The 17,260-nt window shown below is 64.2% G+C and carries 11 protein-coding genes; 1 reads left to right on the forward strand and 10 read right to left on the reverse strand.

The features are described from left to right. Positions 1-158: 158 nt before the first annotated feature. The 10 genes from dapA to ACF8Q6_RS08245 all read right to left on the reverse strand — a co-directional run bounded on the left by dapA (position 159) and on the right by ACF8Q6_RS08245 (position 15,072). Positions 159-1,025, reverse strand: coding sequence for a 4-hydroxy-tetrahydrodipicolinate synthase (dapA, locus tag ACF8Q6_RS08200; protein WP_392491322.1), 867 nt, complete (start codon positions 1,023-1,025; stop codon positions 159-161). Positions 1,026-1,362: 337 nt separating this feature from the next. Beyond that, positions 1,363-4,881, reverse strand: a complete 3,519-nt coding sequence (gene bcsC, locus ACF8Q6_RS08205) for a cellulose synthase complex outer membrane protein BcsC (RefSeq protein ID WP_392491323.1) — start codon at positions 4,879-4,881, stop codon at positions 1,363-1,365. Continuing rightward, positions 4,869-5,984, reverse strand: coding sequence for a cellulose synthase complex periplasmic endoglucanase BcsZ (gene bcsZ, locus ACF8Q6_RS08210; RefSeq protein WP_014859243.1), 1,116 nt, complete (start codon positions 5,982-5,984; stop codon positions 4,869-4,871). Before bcsZ ends, bcsC begins: the two co-directional genes overlap by 13 nt. Continuing rightward, positions 5,984-8,272 (reverse strand): cellulose biosynthesis cyclic di-GMP-binding regulatory protein BcsB, encoded by a 2,289-nt coding sequence (gene bcsB / locus ACF8Q6_RS08215; RefSeq protein WP_392491324.1) that lies wholly within the window; start codon positions 8,270-8,272, stop codon positions 5,984-5,986. Before bcsB ends, bcsZ begins: the two co-directional genes overlap by 1 nt. Beyond that, positions 8,269-10,878 (reverse strand): UDP-forming cellulose synthase catalytic subunit, encoded by a 2,610-nt coding sequence (gene bcsA / locus ACF8Q6_RS08220; RefSeq protein WP_392491325.1) that lies wholly within the window; start codon positions 10,876-10,878, stop codon positions 8,269-8,271. Before bcsA ends, bcsB begins: the two co-directional genes overlap by 4 nt. Beyond that, positions 10,875-11,582, reverse strand: coding sequence for a cellulose biosynthesis protein BcsQ (gene bcsQ / locus ACF8Q6_RS08225; RefSeq protein WP_392491326.1), 708 nt, complete (start codon positions 11,580-11,582; stop codon positions 10,875-10,877). The genes bcsA and bcsQ overlap by 4 nt, the downstream gene beginning before the upstream one ends. After that, positions 11,579-11,797 (reverse strand): cellulose biosynthesis protein BcsR, encoded by a 219-nt coding sequence (gene bcsR, locus ACF8Q6_RS08230; protein WP_392491327.1) that lies wholly within the window; start codon positions 11,795-11,797, stop codon positions 11,579-11,581. Before bcsR ends, bcsQ begins: the two co-directional genes overlap by 4 nt. Further along, positions 11,794-13,407 carry a cellulose biosynthesis protein BcsG gene (bcsG, locus tag ACF8Q6_RS08235; protein WP_392491328.1) on the reverse strand — a complete coding sequence of 538 codons (1,614 nt, stop codon included), beginning with the start codon at positions 13,405-13,407 and terminating at the stop codon, positions 11,794-11,796. Before bcsG ends, bcsR begins: the two co-directional genes overlap by 4 nt. Beyond that, on the reverse strand, positions 13,400-13,585 hold the full coding sequence (gene bcsF, locus ACF8Q6_RS08240) for a cellulose biosynthesis protein BcsF (protein ID WP_392491329.1): 186 nt from the start codon (positions 13,583-13,585) through the stop codon (positions 13,400-13,402). Before bcsF ends, bcsG begins: the two co-directional genes overlap by 8 nt. Next, positions 13,582-15,072, reverse strand: coding sequence for a BcsE family c-di-GMP-binding protein (locus ACF8Q6_RS08245; protein ID WP_392491335.1), 1,491 nt, complete (start codon positions 15,070-15,072; stop codon positions 13,582-13,584). The genes bcsF and ACF8Q6_RS08245 overlap by 4 nt, the downstream gene beginning before the upstream one ends. A gap of 301 nt (positions 15,073-15,373) precedes the next feature. Here ACF8Q6_RS08245 and ACF8Q6_RS08250 point away from each other — a divergent pair, with 301 nt between their 5' ends. Beyond that, on the forward strand, positions 15,374-17,227 hold the full coding sequence (locus tag ACF8Q6_RS08250) for an ABC transporter ATP-binding protein (RefSeq protein WP_392491330.1): 1,854 nt from the start codon (positions 15,374-15,376) through the stop codon (positions 17,225-17,227). Positions 17,228-17,260 lie beyond the last annotated feature (33 nt).

The following is a 17,260-nucleotide window of genomic DNA, read 5'->3' on the forward strand; positions in this document are numbered from 1 at the left end:
AGGGACGAAAAAAAGCCCTCTCCGCATGCGGAGAGAGCTCATTTGCTCTTTGGGTTCGGGGTGGAGGCTGCGACATCGCCATTGATGCGCGGCTCCTGACAACCAACGGTATATGCCGGGTGTGGCGGCTTGTCAACCCGCCATCAACCGTTGCCGCTTCAGGCGCCGAGCGAACACAGCACGCTTTGCAGCTTGTCTCGGGTGGTATTCGTGCACGCCTGCATGGGCTCGCGCAGCTCGTCTGCAATCAGGCTTTGCAGCTGCAACGCCGCCTTGACCACGGCCGGGTTGGGCTCGGCAAAGGCCACTTTGATCCAGGGCAGCAACTTGTAGAACGTACCCCGCGCGGCGGCCCAATCACCGCTGTCAACCTGCTGCACCATGCGTACGTAAAGGTCGGCGCGCACATGTGCGGAGGCTGAAATGGCCCCTGCCCCACCCAGGCACAGGTTATTGAAGATCTGCAGGTCTTCACCGGCCAGCACCTGGGCGTGGCCGTCCTCGATCAGGGCCATGGTCGTCTCGCTGTCACCACCACAGTCTTTCACCGCTGCAATGCGTGGATGGCGCACGATACGGCGCAGGGTTTCACGTTCCATGCGTACGCCAGTGCGGTAGGGAATGTCGTAGACGATCACTGGCACGCTGGCGGCATCGGCCACGGTGGCGAAGAAGGCTTCGATGCCAGCCTGCGAAGGGCGGATGTAGCAAGGTGCGGGAACCAGCAGTCCGCCAATGTCACGCTGCTGGATTTCAGCCTGGAAGGCCAGCAACTCACGCAGGTTGTAACCTGACAGGCCCATCACCACCCTGCCAGGCTCCACCCAGGCCAGCACGGCATCCAGCACTGCCAGTTGCTCGGCCTTGGACAACGCCGCTGCCTCACCCGTGGTACCGCACACCACAAAACCGGCCACACCGTCTTCGAGCAGCTTCTTCACCAGCTTTTCCAGGCCTGGGAAGTCGATTTCATTGGCGCGCATTGGCGTGACGAGGGCGATCCAGATACCACGGAAATTCGACATGCAAAAACTCCTGATGTTGACCGAAAGTCAGCGTCAGCAGGGCGAAGAGTGGAAGTGGTGGCAGGGATACCTGGCGCCTTCTGTCTCGTCAGCCCACCTGACGAGACAGCGCGCCTCGGTCAGATGAGCGGCTGTTTCTTGGATTTCTTGGCAACGGCAACGCACGCGTCTGCCCGAGCGATGAAGCCCGAAGCGGAAATGGCGTGGTTGGATGTGGACATGCTGGCAAGCCCGTTGCGTAGGTATGGCTGGATAATGGTGGGGCGGCGTGCCTGGTGTCAACCCTTGGCCCGCATCGCCCCGTGCAGGCGCGCCCCTTGCAACGCAGCGATTGCCGTCACCGCCACTCGCTGTAAGGCTCCAGCGGTGTCACCGGCAGGGCCAGGTTGCCTCGCCACGGTTCGAACAGGTAGCGCAGGTAGAGCATGCCATGGCTAGGCGCATAGTCATCGCTGTGCTGCCAGTCGAAGCCGCCGCCCAGTACCCACTGGTCACTCAGGCGCCGTTCGAACAAACCGCGCAGGCGGTAGCCCAACCCGCTGCTGTCGCTGGCTTCGGTCATCGCATCGATGTTGGAATCGACGCCATAATTTGCCAGTACCTTGCGGTTGATGTGTGCGTCCGGGTACAAGCGGCTACTGCCACTATGGGCCTGGGACCAGCTGACGGAACCTTCCAGCAGCAGCGACCAGTCGTAGTTGCGCCAGGCATAACTGACCGGCACGCCCACCGAACTGTAGCGCTGCGGGCTGTAGTAACCGCCCTGCCCCAGGCTGTAGCCGCCCAGGTCCTTGTCATGGCGCCAGTGCATCAGCGTCACGCCAACACGGACACGCTCGTCGGCCTTTTCCACCACGCGGTGGTAAAAGCCGGCCATGGCCCGGGTCCGCTGGTTGTCGGCCACGTTTTCGCCGTACAGCCAATGGTGCCCCAGGCTGGCCCACACCCCGTTGTCGCCACCTTGGTCCCAGCTCAGGCCGAGCGTGGCGCCATTGGCAGTGACCCCGCCCCAGCGCACGCCCGTCGGGCGGTCGCGTGCGCCGGAGAACGACAGCAATGAATTGCTCATCGGCCGGCGCGAGGCGGTCAGCGACCAGCCAACCTGCCCGAGGTCACCGTTGACCGTTGCGCCGCCCAGCCAGTTGTTGATTGCATAGCCCTGGGTTGTGCCCAGGTCGAACGCCCAGCGGCTGCCCTGCCAACCCAACGCCAACAGGCTGCCGTTTGCAGTCTGCGATCCCCCCGTGCACGCGGGCAGTGTTTTGCCGTCAGCGGTCTGGCCAACAAACTGGCAGCTGCCGAAGTCGGGGGTGTAGCTTCCCTGATCGTTCGGCTCGAACGACCCCGCATCCATGCCAATGCGCTCTACCCGCGCAAACGCGGTGCCTTCCTGCCAAGGGGTGTCGACATGCAACAAGGTCGACTGGGTACTCAGCTCCGACGTGCCGGGTGTACCGTCATCCTCGCGCCAGCCGTAGTCATGCATCAGCGTCACATGGGTATTGCGCTGGCGATACAGGGCGTCCACATCACTGCGCAGGCTACGGGCCAGCCAGTCGTCGCCATCCCGCTCGCGGCTAGCCAGGGTCAATGCACGGTCATCCCGTGGCGCTACGGCAGCACGGTCCAGCAACTGCGCATCAGCCATCGCTGCCGCGTAAAGGTCCAATGCTCGTTGAGGATCATCCTGCGCTACCAGGCGGGCTGCGTCGCGTCGCAACAACGGATCGGGTCGCGTCTGCTGCGCGGCAATCCGGTCAAGCAGCCTGGCCGCCTGATCGTGTTCGCCCAACGCGGTCCACAGCGCCGCCAGGCGCCGCTGGGCGTTGCCGTCATCAGCTGCAAATTGTGGCACCTTCACGCCCAGCATGTGCCGGGCCTGCTGCAGGTTGCCTTCGGCCACGGCGCTTTCCATCACCCCAAGGCGTGCATCAGGACGCCCAGGCTGCGCGACCAGCACACGCTGGTAATAGCTGCGCGCCTTGCCATGTTCACCACGCGCGGCTGCCCAGTCAGCCAACAGCATCAAGTCGTCCGGGCTACCTTCACCACGCGCCAGGCCGGCTTCAAGCAAGGCTGTCGCCTCGGCACCGCGGCCTTGTGCCTGCAACTGCTGCGCAGAGACCAGGGTCATACGCCGTTGAACACGTTGCTCCAGCGCGTGCATGTCCGCGCTCCAGGTCGCCTGAGGTACCGCCCTCAGACTGTCCAGAGCCAAGGCATCACGGTCGCTGGACTCCAGGAACAGGCCGTGGGCATAGCGCGTTGCCGGATCACGTGGCTGGTGCTGCACCAGCCTGGCAAATGCCGCGTCGGCCTCGCCAGTGCGCCCTTGGTGACGCAGACTGTTGGCCAGCTGATACACCAGCCAAGGCTCATCGGGAGCCAGGGCTGAAGCCTGGCCCAGCACGTGGCTGGCCGTCGACCAGTCCTCGCGCTGCAGGGCTTCGTCCCCTTGCTGGCGCAGCCGCGCAAGTTCCAGGCTGCGTCGCAGTCTGGCGAACTGCGCCTGCTGCCGTGGTGGCAGGCTGTCCAGGTATGCCTGCGCCTTGCCTGGCGACTGCGCCTGGTAAACGCGCATCAAGCCACGCACGGCACTTTCGTTATCCGGCGCCATACGCCGTACCTGCAGGTACTGCCGCTCGGCAGCCGCCACATCGCCTTCGGCCAGCGAGACATCTGCCAGGCCCAGCAACGCGTATTCATCCTTTGGCCGTTGCTGGCGAGCCTGCCGGTAAAGTGCACGCGCACTGCGCACGTCTTTCGCCGCCAGAGCCTGCTCGGCTTTCTTCAGCAGGGCCCAATACTGGCTGGACGACTCCAGGTCCTTCCATTGGCTGATCCAGTAGGTGTCCTGCTCCTTGGCACTCGCCGCGCGGAACGCCGCATGGGCGTCTTCATGGCGGCCCTGGCGCATCAACGCATAACCCAAGGCCCCATACAGGCCGGCATCGCCCGGGTACTGGCGCAGGGCGCGACGCAGCTGCGTTTCAGCTTCGGCATTACGGCCCTTGTCGAGCAATGCCTTACCCCGTTGACCGGCCTGCCATGCCGGGTCGGCCAGCAGCTTGCGCTGCTGTTGCAAGGTCTCGCTGGCCTGTGCCAACAACGGTGAAGCCGGGTAACGCTGAAGAAAGGCCTGCCAGGCTGCCGCACTGGTTGCACTCACGGCTTGCCCGGACAGGTAGTCGAACTCGCGCTGGGCAGCGGCATCCCGTGCACCGGGGTCTCGCGCCAGCTGATCGAGCAGGGCCAAGGCCTCGCGGTCACGCTTTTCGGCGAACAACCAACTGGCCAGGGTCTGGCGCAGCCCGGCGCTGCCCGGGTACTGCTGATCCAACCGCTGCAACTGGCGGATCGCCTCAGGGCGTTGGCCTGGCAGATTGCCACGCACGCGCCAGTAGTCCAGGGCCAATTCAAGGCTGGGTGGTTCGCCGGCAAACAACTGTTCGTACACGGCCAGCGCCTCTTCGTTACGGCCGGTAACCGCCAGCAGACGCGCCTGCTGCAAGCGCCGCGCAGGCGCCGGTTGTTGAAGTTCAAGCAGGCGTGCGGCCTGACGTGCTTGCAGGCTGCCAGGCGCCACGGCACTGATCCGCGCACTCAACTGCTCGGCTTCACGGCTGTTCTTCTCGCGCAATGCCAGGCTCAAGGCCGCCAGCAACACCTCCGGGTTGCGCGGCTCAAGCAACTGCAACCGGCCCAGCGCATCACGCACCAGGTCGTCACGGTGCAGCGCTTCGCCGCGGCGTACCTGGTCCAGCAGCCATTGGCGCTGTTCATCGACATCCTTGGGTTGCGCCCCTGCCTGGCAGGTTATTGCTGCCAGCATCAACACGCCGATCATTCGCTGCATGGCGCGCTCCAGGCCGGCAACAGGCGGCCGTGCGGGTCAAAACGGTAACGGGCCTCGTCGAAGCCCTGGCCGAACAGCGCCAACACCTGGCTGTAATACGCCTTGGCCTCGACCGGCTGTTCGCGCAAGCGCTGGCGCTGGGCCGCCAGGCCGGCCACGTGCTCTGGCGAGGCAGCAAGCAATGGCAGCAAGGCCGCAGAGAAACCCGCCGGGCCATGGCCGCGGGCTTCACCGCTGCGTGCATCCAGGTGCTCAGGAGGTAGCCCCTGACGCTGGGTCAATGCCGCCATCGGCGCATAATGGGCCACCAGTTCGCGGCGTTGCGCCGCCCCCTCGGCCAACATGCCGACCCACAGGTACACACGAATGGCGTCATAATCACCGGCATTGCCATGTTTCGTGTCTGCCGCTGGCTTTCCGGCCGGCGTCCACAGCAACCAGTCCGGGGCAAAGCCCTTTGGCGACGATGCCAACCACAAACGCCGCGTGTTGGCCGCCAGCTCACCCCACAAGGGGTCCACCTCGCTGAAGCGGTCGAGCAACTGCAGCGGCAGGTAACTGGGGTTCAGGCGAGTACCCTGGGCGTCTTCGAAGCCGTAGTCACCTGGCAGCAACATCACGCCAAGGCCTGGAAGCTTGCGCACGGTCTGCGCGGCGATACGCCACAGCAGGTGCTGGCCCAGTTGCGTGTAGGCCGGCTGGTCCCACAACCGCCCTGCTTCCAGCAGGCTGTAGGCGATCCACAGATCGGCATCGCTGGCGTTGTTGGCGTCCAGCACCTGCCACTGCTGCTGCCCGTCACGGCCCCACAGCCAGGCAGGCAGATGCCGGGCCAGGTCACCCTCGGCGAGGTTGTTGCTGGTCCAACGCAGCAACTGCGCGAAGGTTTGCCGGTCGTTGCCTACCAGGGCGAAGAACAGCGCGTAACTCTGCCCTTCCGAGGTGGTGATCAGGCGCTCGTCACTTGGGTCGATGACCCGCCCATCCACACTCACCAGCTCGGCCTTGAACCGCTCCCAGGCAGGCCATGGGCAAACCGACCCGGCATTGGCGAAAACGGGCAGGCCTAAGGCGACCAGCCCTACCAGCATCTGGCGCATCATCACCCCGCCTCACCCAAGCGGCGCTTGCCTGCCCAGCGCAGTGCCCGCCACAACAAGAAGGCGAACAGCACCACGCAAACAGCTGCGATCACCGCCAGCAACACAGGGTGCTCGGACAAGTGGAACCACAGCAGCAGCCACCACGGCAGCGCGCCCACGAAGTAGTGCTCGCCGACGAACTGGCTGCTCACGCCACTGCTGCGTACCAGCGTTACCGACCCCGCCACCGCATCGAGCTTGCCCACATCGCCAAGCACGTCGCGCAGCAATGCGTAATCGCTGTCGCTGTTGGCCAGCAAGGCCACAACACTGCGCTGCTCGTGGAACGGCGACTTCAGCCCGGTGATGGCCGCAATCGGCGCCTGGGCGCTGACCGCCACGCGGCTGCTTGCAGCCACCGGCTCAGTATCGAAACGCTGGCCACCGGGCAACGATGCGCTGCGGCCCTGCAGTAACCAGTCACGCTGGGCGCTGAGCAACAGGCCAAGGTCGGGCGCATCGCGCAGGGCCTCGGGCAGGCTGCCGATCAGCAGCAAGTCGGCGTCTGCCGCTGCGACCTGTTGCCAGTCGTCGATCAATTGCAGGCCAAGCGCCGGGTAACCGATCTGTCCGGCCAACCCGCCAACCGTGTCGAGCAAAGTGCCGACCTGCATCGCCGTGGGTTGGGCCGGCATGATGACCAGCGTCTCGGACAGGTCGGCCATGCGGCTGAACGGGAAGCCACTGCGGGCGAATGCACGCAGGTCGGGCATGGCGATGTAATGATGGTAACCGGAAAGGTCGATGGTGGAGTTGTCGTCGATCGCTGCACGCACGTCCACCGGCAGCGAGGTCTGGCAGCGATCGCGCTGGGCGCTGCCCAGGGTGCTGGCAAAGCTGAAGTCGAAGCGCAGGCGGTTGCGGTCGCCAATCTTCAGCGCCGGCACCAGCGAGTTCTCGGTCAATGCAGTGTTGTCACCGGACAGCACTGCCAGGCGCATTTCTTCAAGGGTACCGCCGCGCCGGTCATTGCCCACCAGCGGCATGCTGGTGATGTACTGATCGTTGACGCTGATGCTCAGGCGCGATTCGTCGGTCACCGCTGGCGCCGTATAGCGGTACAGGGTGCGCAGCGGAATACCCTGGTTGCGCCAGACGAACAAGTCGGGCGGCAGGTTCAGTTCCAGTGTCACCGGCCGCGGTTGCAGGCCGCTGACTTGCAGTTGCTCGGGGTAATCCAGCAGCTCGGCAAATCGTACCGGCCGGTCGGTGCGCGTCCAGTTCGGCGCATCGTAAGGCTGACGCGGTTGCAGCGCGGTCATCTGCTCCACTTTGACGCGCGCGCCGCGGAACAGATTGTTGCCGACCGCCAGCGCCGAGGCGGCCTTGATCAGGTCGTCGTCGTTACGGCCCAGCACCAGCAGCACTTTGCTGAAGCGGTCGTCCGGGTGATCGATCACCTGCAGCACGGGGCCGTCGACTGGCGGGAACTGCTGCAGATCGGCGAGGAACGCCGGGCGACGGTCGTTGCTGGCAAACACGATGCTCGGTGCAGGTTTTTCGCCACGGGCCGGCAGGTGGTTGTACAGCACAGGGAAGCTGGCCTTGCGCCAACCGGCCTGGCTACCGAAGTAGGATGCCAGGATTGCCGCCGCACGCTGCTCGCCCAGGCTCGGCACGCCGCTGAACACCACCGGCAGCACTACCTTGCCGGTGTCGCGGGTATCGAAGAACGGCAACGGGAAATACGCCAGGTCGTTTTCCAGCACCAGCGCCTGCTCGTGCAACTGTACCTGGCTCTTGCGGTTAAGGTTAAGCCACAGGCCGCTGTGGGCCGGGTCTTCGCAGACATCGGTATAGTGCCCGACAAACTCCAGACGTACCCGGTTGAAGTCGCCGAGCAGTTTCGGGTCCAACGGCAGCTGGCGACGTACACGCTGGCCCAACTGCTCCTTTTCCACCGGAACTACGCCCATCAGCTCGTCGTTGAGGTAGACGCGCAAGTGCGACAGGTTCGGCAGCAAGGCTGGCGAAGGCGTGTAGTCCAGTTGCAAGCTGGCATCGGTGGCCAGGCGATCGCGACGCAGGCCGAACTCAATATGCTCGCTGTTGCGTACCCCCAGCAGCAGGCTGTCGGACGCATGCCCAAGCTGCTCGAAGGTTTTCGCAACCTGCCAGTTCGGTACCGTGGGTGTGGATACCGCAGGCTCGGCAAGCGGAGCTACAGAAGCAGCAACGGCGCTCTGCGACAAGGCGGTAAACAGCGCCATCGCCAGGCCCCAGGTTCGCGCGGGATAACCAGTCATCATGCGTCTCGATCAACAGGGTTCATGGAAGGGATTGCCCGCGGTGTGCGGGGCCAGTAGCTGGCTAGCCACAGCGCCAGCGAACGCAACGGGCGCAACCACGCCCGCAGCCATGGCGGCATGTGCTCGACCAGGCGCACGTAACCGACGCCGCCCAGCTTCAACACATCGATCAGGCTGCGCAGCGGGCGCTCGACCTCGTGCTGCTCGTTCCAGCCAAGCCAGGCATCGGCGCGGGCAAAGGTGCAGTGGACCAGGTCGATACGCTGCTGCAGGGCGAGGTCGCGGAACACCAGGCCCACGTGTTGCCCGACGGTACGGGTGACGCACGCCTGGAAGGCGAACTCGCGCTGGCCGCGGTTGAGCAGCAGGCGTACCTGCTCCCCCGGTTTCAGCTCCAGACCGGGCTGTACCTGCAGGCCGATACCGCCGTCGGAGTAGTCGACCAGGGTGCAGGGGTAGGCATGACCGCTGGCCAGCATCAGCCCCGCCGGCAAGCGCATCTGCACCCGATGGGCGCGGCGCACCTGGCGCACTTCGGCGGCCACCGCAACTGCGGCACCGATGATCAGCAGGTTGTAGATCACCCACAGCGAGCTGACGATCACCGTGCCGACTTCTGCCGTCGGGCCGGTGACCAGGCGCCACGCCGCAAAGCCCAGACCCACCACGTTGAGCGCCGCCAGCCACAGGTAAGGTTGGGCGATGCGCCAGTCGAACTGTTCCTGCTCCATCAGGCCGCCCTTGGCGGTGACGTTGAACGTGCCTTTTTTCGGCGCGAACAGCGCCACCGTGGTTGGGCGGGCGATGTACCAGGCCAGTACGGTCTCGTAGACCTCGCCCCAGAAGGTTTGTCGGTACTTGCCCTGCATGCGCGAGTTGGTCAGGCTGGCGTGGATCATGTGTGGCAGCACGTACAGCAGAATCATCAATGCCGGTGCGTAGATGATGTAGGCATGCAGCAACAGGAACGCCAGTGGCGCCGTCAGGAACACCAGCCGCGGCAGGCCGGCCAGGAAGTGCAGCATCGCGTTGGCGTAGCACACCCGCTGGAACAGGCTAAGGCCACGCCCGAACAGCGGGTTGTCGGTGCGGAAGATCTGCACCATCCCACGGGCCCAGCGAATGCGCTGGCCGATGTGCGCCGACAGGCTTTCAGTGGCCAGGCCCGCAGCCTGCGGAATGCTCAGGTAGGCTGACGTCCACCCTTGGCGATGCAGGCGCAGGGCGGTGTGGGCATCTTCGGTCACGGTCTCGACGGCAAAACCACCGATGCTTTCCAGCGCAGTGCGGCGCAGCACGGCACACGAGCCGCAGAAAAACGCCGCGTTCCACATATCGTTGCCGTCCTGGATCAGGCCGTAGAACAGCTCCCCTTCGTTGGGGCGGCGGCGGAACGAGCCGAGATTGCGCTCGAACGGGTCAGGCGAGAAGAAATGGTGCGGTGTCTGCACCAGCGCCAGTCTAGCGTCCTTGAGGAACCAGCCCACGGTCAGTTGCAGGAAGGAGCGCACCGGCACATGGTCGCAATCGAAGATGGCGATCAACTCGCTGTCGGTAACGCCCAGCGCATGGTTGAGGTTGCCAGCCTTGGCATGCTTGCTGTCGGGCCGCACGATATACCCTACCCCGACTTCGTCGGCAAAGGCACGGAACGCGTCGCGGCGGCCATCATCGAGGATATAGATGCGCAGGCACTCGCGTGGCCAGTCCAGGCCCAGCGCGGCCATTACCGTGGTGCGCACCACTGACAGGTCTTCGTTGTAGGTGGGGATCAGCAAATCGACGGTTGGCCAGTGCCTGACGTTGGCCGGGAGGTTTGCCGGCTTGCGCTGCAATGGCCAGCTGGTCTGGATGTAACCCAGGATCAGCACGAACCACGAATAGGTTTCTGCCGCCAACAGGATCACCCCGAACACCAAGTCGGTGGTGTCGTTCCAGTTCAGGGTCGAGGTGTAGCGCCACCACAGATAGCGGCACGAGATGATGGTCGACAGCACGATCAGCATCAGGGTCGGGAAACGCCCTGGCATGTGCCGCACCAGCAGGGCGATGACCAGCAGCAGGCAGATGAACATCAGTTGCGCCAGATAGCCGAACGGTTCCGTCACGCACAGCAGGGCGAGGCTGAGGGCGAACACCGTCAGCACGCTGTAGAACGCCCGCCGGGCAAACACGCTCAGGCCGCGCAGGCGTGCCGAGGCCTGGTGCCTGAAAGCACTGGCGCGGTAGCGCGCGGGTACCTGTTGCAATGCATCGATCAGCAGGCCGCGGTAGTGGCGCGCCACCCCGCCTGCCGCCCGCAGGTGCATGCGCACCGCGCCCAATGCGCGGCGGCCAGGCCCTGCTGTACGTGTCTGCGGTTGGCGCCGCAGCAACAACCACAGGCTCTGGATCAACAGACGCAGCGGGTCACCCAGGGTTGGGCGCTTGCCCGCCAGCTGCGGGTACAGGCGTTGCCGCTCGGCCAGCAGCGCCTGCCAGGCCGGTGACTCCAGGCGCAGAAACAGGAAGGCCAACCACACGCCGAGGGTGAACAGCCATGCGACCGGCAGACGCGCGCCACGGACAGTGAACCAGGTATAGGCCGACAAAGGGGTCAGGGTCACGGCTGGCGCCTCGTCAGACAGCGCACCGCCAGGCTTTGCACATCCCGGCAGGCCAGGCTCTGCGGTGCGTAAAGCCCCAGGGGAGCCTTGTACGCCAGCGCTTCGAGGAAGGCTTCGTCGCGATGGACCACCTGGATCGGCAAGCGATCACGAAACAGATCACGCCACACCATCAACAGGTCGCTCTGCAAGCGGCTGGCCGGGTCGTAGCGGTTGACCAGCAGCATGTCGAAGTGCTCGAGCGGGCGTCGCCCGAGCAGCAGGTGGCTGGCCATTTCGGCTTCTGCCACCAGTACCCGTACATCAGTCTCGATGCCATTGCCGGTGGTATCGCCCGGCAGTTGCGGCAGGTCGTACAACAGCCAGTCGAAATGCTCGGCCAGCTCGACCTGGCGAGCGCGCCATGACTGCGCATCGGGCACACGGTGCTGCGCACCGCCAGGCAGGTTGCCATACGGCAGCAGGCACAGGCCATCGAGCACCGCGTACACGGCATCGCTGAACGGCCGCCCTTCCCGCTCGGCCAGCGCCCAGCCCTCGGACGTATCCAGCGGCAGGTTGAAGTGCAGCCCGAGCAAGTTGCTTGGGCACAGGTCAATCAGCAGCACCCGCTCGCCCACGCCCTGCAGCGCGTAGCCCAATGCAGCCAGCAAGGCGCTGCGCCCCAGGCCTCCGCGCACCCCATGCAATGCCAGGCTTGTCATGGCGCGACCCTCTCGTGCTGGGTGACAGCCGCGTACAGCGCATCGTCGCTGCTGGCCCTGCAGCTTTCACCCAGCAATGGCCAGCGCTGCAGGGCCTGCTGAACGCCCACCAGCATCGAGATGTCCTGGTAGTTCAGCTCTGGCATGTCCAGGTGCTGACGCAACTGGGCAATATCGTCGCTACGGTCGGACGGGTCTGACTTGCCAGTGATCATGGGCGCTCCTTGGGGATGGGCTGCCAGTCAGGCTGGCCTTGCAGGCGCATGTAGGCACGCCCCTGGTAATTCAGCACCTGTGCACCAGAGGTTTCGGCAACCTGCTCGGTGGTTGGCAGGTCGGTCAGCAGGCCGGGCACATCCAGCACCTGCTGCTGGCCGAGGCCCGCATACACACGCGAGATCAGCTCGGACAGCGCCAGGTAGCTGGTGGCAGCAGTGACCCGCAGCGGCTCGTTGCGGGCAGGCTGGCCCATGCCGATGAACTTCAGGCCGACCGGCACATGGGTAATCGACGGCGTGGGAATTTCGCGCATGCCCGACAACTGCATGCGATCACCATGCAACGCGGCCCCATGCTCAGGGACAATGGCCACCACTACGCGGCGGCCACTGCGCTCCAGTTCGTCAAGGAAGGTGCCAAGCTCGCCAAACAGGCGATTGGCGCGGGTGGCATAGTCGGCCACGCGGGTGCCGCCGTCGGCAGTGACGATACGATTGCCGTCATGCAGGCTGATGCTGTTGTAGAACAGTGACACATGCTCGTCCGGGGTGCCTTTGCGTTGCCCCCACCAACGGCGCAAGACATCCAGGTCACTGGCGATCGGCGAGCCGTCGAAGCCCACCAGCGCCCGTGGGAAGTCGGTATTGCGCATGCCGGGTTGCGGCATGTGCTGTTGGGTAATGTCGCCGATGAAGTTGTCGAACCGGCCGCTGTGGTTGAGCAAGGTGTTGCTCTGGAAACCCAGCCGGGCTAGGTTCTGGAACAACAGGCACTGCTCCGGAGCCGGTTGGTACAGGCCAGCGTGCGACGACTGTCCGCAGCTGGCACGCAGCACACGGATGGCGGCCGGGCCGCTGTAGGAGGTCGCCGAGTTGAACTGGTCGAAGATCACGTCCATGCGCGACAACAGCGGGTTGTCCCGCAGCCCCACGGCAGACAGATCATCCCAGGCCAGCGAGCAGATGTTGATTACCAGCAGGTCGAACGGTTGCTCATCGGCATTCACGGCAGGGAACGCCGTCACCCGCTCGCGCTCACTGGCGAAGAAACGCTCAAGCCAGCTGTCGAGCGTGGCATTGTCGGCTACCGTAGTGGCAGGCGCGGGTTCGGCTGTGGTGCGCGCCGCCACGCCGGGCGCCTGGCCTGCACCCAGCGACGGCAAGCCGCCGACCGACAGCCATGCCAACCCCAGCAGGCTCAGGGTGCTCAGGCGCAGCCAATGGCGTAGGTACAGGTAACCCACCAGCAACATTGCCAACGCCCCCAGCAGGTTCCAGTTGATGAAGCGGCCCAGCAGCTCGAGCAGATAGTCCCACGAGAAGTCCAGCACCCCCGGCTGCGCCAGCAGGCGGTTGAAGGGTGGCAGCCAGGTGTCCTGGTAGAAAAGCGCGATACCGATTGGCACCGCCAGCAGTTGCCGGGCAATACGCAGCCACTGGCCCGGCAAAGGGACAAGCAGAAACGCAGCAAACAACAGGTTCGGCAGCGCCTGGAAGTCGAGCATGCCAAGTGCGACCAGCAGAAACTTTGCAAAAAAATAGAGGTTCCACCCTCCCAGTCCAGGCCAGCGGGCCAGTACCGGGAGGGTGATGGCGGTATTAGTCATTCTTGGGTTCCTGGCGTGCAGCGCGGCGGCGTACGCCCAGCGGTTTCAGGTAACGGGGGGGAAGGCGACGGCGCAACACGCCACGTAATGCCGAACACAGGCGCACTAGCAACAAGGCCAGGCCCAGCGTGACGAGTGCGGTAATGCCGACCACCTGCAGCAGTTGCACGAAGTTCATGCGCCACCCCGCTTGGCCAGGCCAACCTTGCGCGGGGCCAGCGCCGACCATGCCTGTGCAGGCAGTTGCGCCGCCGTGTCGCTGCGGGGTGGCTGCGGTAGGTTGCTGTCGAGGAAGGCCGGAGTGGCAAGGCTGTCGACGCCGGCAAGCACCTCCTGGCTGATGAACAGCTCTTTCCATGACAGCTGGAAGATGTGGTCAAGCGCCTGCTCGACCCCTTCCGAGCGGCAGGCGAACAGGAACAGGAACAGCACCTCGCCAACCACGCAGGCAATGTCGCCATCACGGCGGAATACCGTACGCGAGCAAGCCTGCAGCGGGGTCAGGCCGGGCGCCGGACGCAACACCAGCAACTGGTGGACGATTTCGCCGTTGCGCACCCCGTGCCACATGCTTTGCACAGCCTCGGCAAACGTCCGTGGCGCTACCAACCCGCAGATGGCCAGCGGCCGCAGGCGTGCCAGCAAGGCATCGAAGTCGGTTGGCAGGTGTCGACGCCAGACGTAACCCTGGATGCTCTCCACCATGGTCAGGAAGCGTGACAAGCTGGCACCGAACGGCACGATCTGGCTGGCACCACAAGCCAGCAGCAACTGTTCGTCTTGATAACGCAGGGTCGGCGCCATTTCGCGCACCACCAGCTTCAAGGCGTTGCCACGCGACTGCCGCAGGTGGTGCAGTTGGCGCGCCAGGCTATCCAGACGCTGCCCACCGTCCATGGCAAAGATCACCGTGGCAGACACCGCCCGGCTGGCTTTGCCCCCCAGTTCCTCAAAGCTTTCGCAGACCTGCCAGTGTTCGGAGAAGGCTGGCGCGCCTTCCAGTACCGGACGCTGGGCCAGGCACAGCAACTCGTCGCCACCGGTGTCGCTGGGTGCCTCATGCGTGGCAGCAACGGCAAACCCCGCGCTCAGCCGAGTCAGCTCCATGTCCCGGGTGGCTGCTTTGCCAAGCGGGTTGCTCCAGAAATGCTGCAGGTAGCGCACCCCACCTTTGCCGCGGTACACCTGCCCCAGGCCGTCGAGGCACTGGTTGAAAATGCGCAGGCGCTCGACCAAGGCGGTGCTCTGCCCCCCACTGACGACCAGCAGCAACGCCGCTTCAGCCAACAACGCCGGGCGCAGCGCATTGCACCAGTGCTCGACTTCGGTATCCGCCCAGGCGTGTGCCGGTGCCAGCAGCACCAGCACACGCCCACGGGCATCAAGACGAGGCAGGTCTTCAACCAGATAACGGGTGGCTTGCGAGTTGGCCTCATACAACGCGAGCTCGGCCGGGCCGCGCGTTGCGTCGAGCGCACCCAGCACGTCATCCATGGCTTGCGCGTCGGCGATCAGGGCTGCCCTGGCATTATCGGGCATGCCTTCGACCACCTGGCGGCATAGCAAGGAGGCGTCTTCGGCGGCATCACAGGCTAACCAGTACAGTCCTTGTTGATGAAGCTGGCTGCTCTCGACGCTCAGGCCAGAAATCGCCAACAACTGCATTCCATTAGTCAAAACACTGGCTCTACAAAAGGTAAATTGAAACGGTTTGAAGGCGGAATGTGTCACATCCTCTGCTGACGCCTTATGACTAACGTCAAAAAAACGACGAAAATGATGCGGAACACAAAGCTGCGTCAATTATACAGCATCAAGGCAGAATGAAATCAATCTGAAATGTAATGAGTTGCAAAGGTTTGTTAACAAACACCCAAGGCCGACCTTTTCCGGGTTAAAAACAAAAGTCGGCAAAGGCAAGCCGGCAGGGCATTGGCCAAGCAAAAACCGTTTTCCGGAGACAAGCATGCTGCGTATCTTTGAAGGTCGGCTCGACCCCTTCCCACCCGACGAGGTACCACCGCCGCCCGTTGGCCTGTTGCGCTTCATGTGGGCTTGTACCCGCGGCGCCCGTGGCTACATCCTGGCGCTGGCACTGCTCAGTGCCGGGGTGTCGGTATACGAAGCCTGGCTGTTCGCGTTCCTGGGCCAGGTGGTCGACCTGCTCGCGTCCTGGCAGGCAGGCGGTACTGTTGGCCCCGAGGAAAGCCGTGTGCTGTGGGGGATCGGCATCGTCCTAGTGGTCAGCATCGGGCTGGTGGCGCTGCGCACCATGGTTCAGCACCAGGTGCTGGCGATCAACCTGCCGCTGCGGCTGCGTTGGGATTTTCACCGCCTGATGTTGCGCCAGAGCTTGTCGTTCTTTTCTGACGAGTTTTCTGGCCGGGTCACAACCAAGGTGATGCAGACGGCACTGGCAGTGCGCGATGTGCTGTTCACCCTTATCGAAATCCTGCCAGGGATTGGCGTGTATTTCATCGCGATCATTGCCCTGGCAGGCGGCTTTGCCCTGAAACTAATGCTGCCCTTCATTGCCTGGGTCGTGCTGTTCGGCTTGGCCATGCTGTATTTCGTACCCCGGCTGGGCAAGGTCGGGCAGGAGCAGGCCAATGCCCGGTCGTCGATGACCGGGCGGGTTTCTGACGCTTACACCAACATCACCACGGTGAAACTGTTTTCGCACTCCAACCGCGAAGCGCACTTCGCGCGCGCAGCCATGGAAGACTTCAAGCAGACCGGTTTTCGCCAGATGCGCCTGGTGAGCCAGTTCGAAATCGTCAACCAGGCGCTGGTGGTGGGCTTGATCTTTGGTGCCGGTGGCTATGCACTGTTGCTGTGGCACCAGGGCCAGGTCGGCACCGGGGCCGTGGCAGCAATCACCGCCATGGCCTTGCGCGTCAACGGCATGTCGCACTGGATCATGTGGGAAATTACCTCGCTGTTCGAAAACATCGGCACCGTGCAGGACGGTATGGCCACCCTCACCCGCGGCCCCAAGGTGCAGGATGCGCCGGGTGCTGCAGAGCTGGTCACCACGGGTGGCGCGGTGAGTTTCGACAAGGTCAGCTTCAACTACAACGGTGAGCGCCAGGTGCTCAATGAGCTGACGCTGCACATTCGTCCGGGCGAAAAAGTCGGCCTGGTCGGCCGCTCCGGCGCCGGCAAGTCCACCTTGATCAACCTGCTGTTGCGCTTCTACGACGTGGACAAGGGGGAAATACGCATCGACGGGCAGAACGTCGCCAAGGTCACGCAAGACAGCCTGCGCAGCGCCATCGGCATGGTCACTCAGGACACCTCGCTGTTGCACCGTTCGATTCGCGACAACATTGCCTATGGCCGCCCCGATGCTACCGAGGCACAGATCCGTGCCGCTGCGGCCAGTGCCCAGGCCGACGGTTTCATCAGCCAGCTCAGCGACCGCCAGGGCAACAGCGGTTATGACACCCTGGTGGGTGAACGCGGTATCAAGCTGTCTGGCGGCCAACGCCAGCGCATTGCAATTGCCCGGGTGATGCTGAAGAACGCACCGATCCTGCTGCTTGACGAAGCCACCAGCGCGCTGGACTCGGAGGTGGAAGTGGCCATTCAGGAGAGCCTGGATGAGATGATGCAGGGCAAGACCGTTATCGCCATCGCCCACCGGTTGTCGACGATCGCCGCCATGGACCGGCTGATCGTGATGGATGAAGGGCGCATCATCGAGCAAGGCACCCATGCCGAACTGTTGGCGAAACAGGGTACCTATGCACGGTTGTGGCAGCACCAGAGTGGCGGGTTCCTGGGTGAGGATCGGGGCGTGGCCGAGGCTGTGGAGTAAGCAGAGGCCGGGGGCAGCCAGCGCATACCCAGG

It is taken from the genome of Pseudomonas sp. GLN_2, assembly GCF_043106005.1.
Lineage (GTDB): Bacteria > Pseudomonadota > Gammaproteobacteria > Pseudomonadales > Pseudomonadaceae > Aquipseudomonas > Aquipseudomonas alloputida.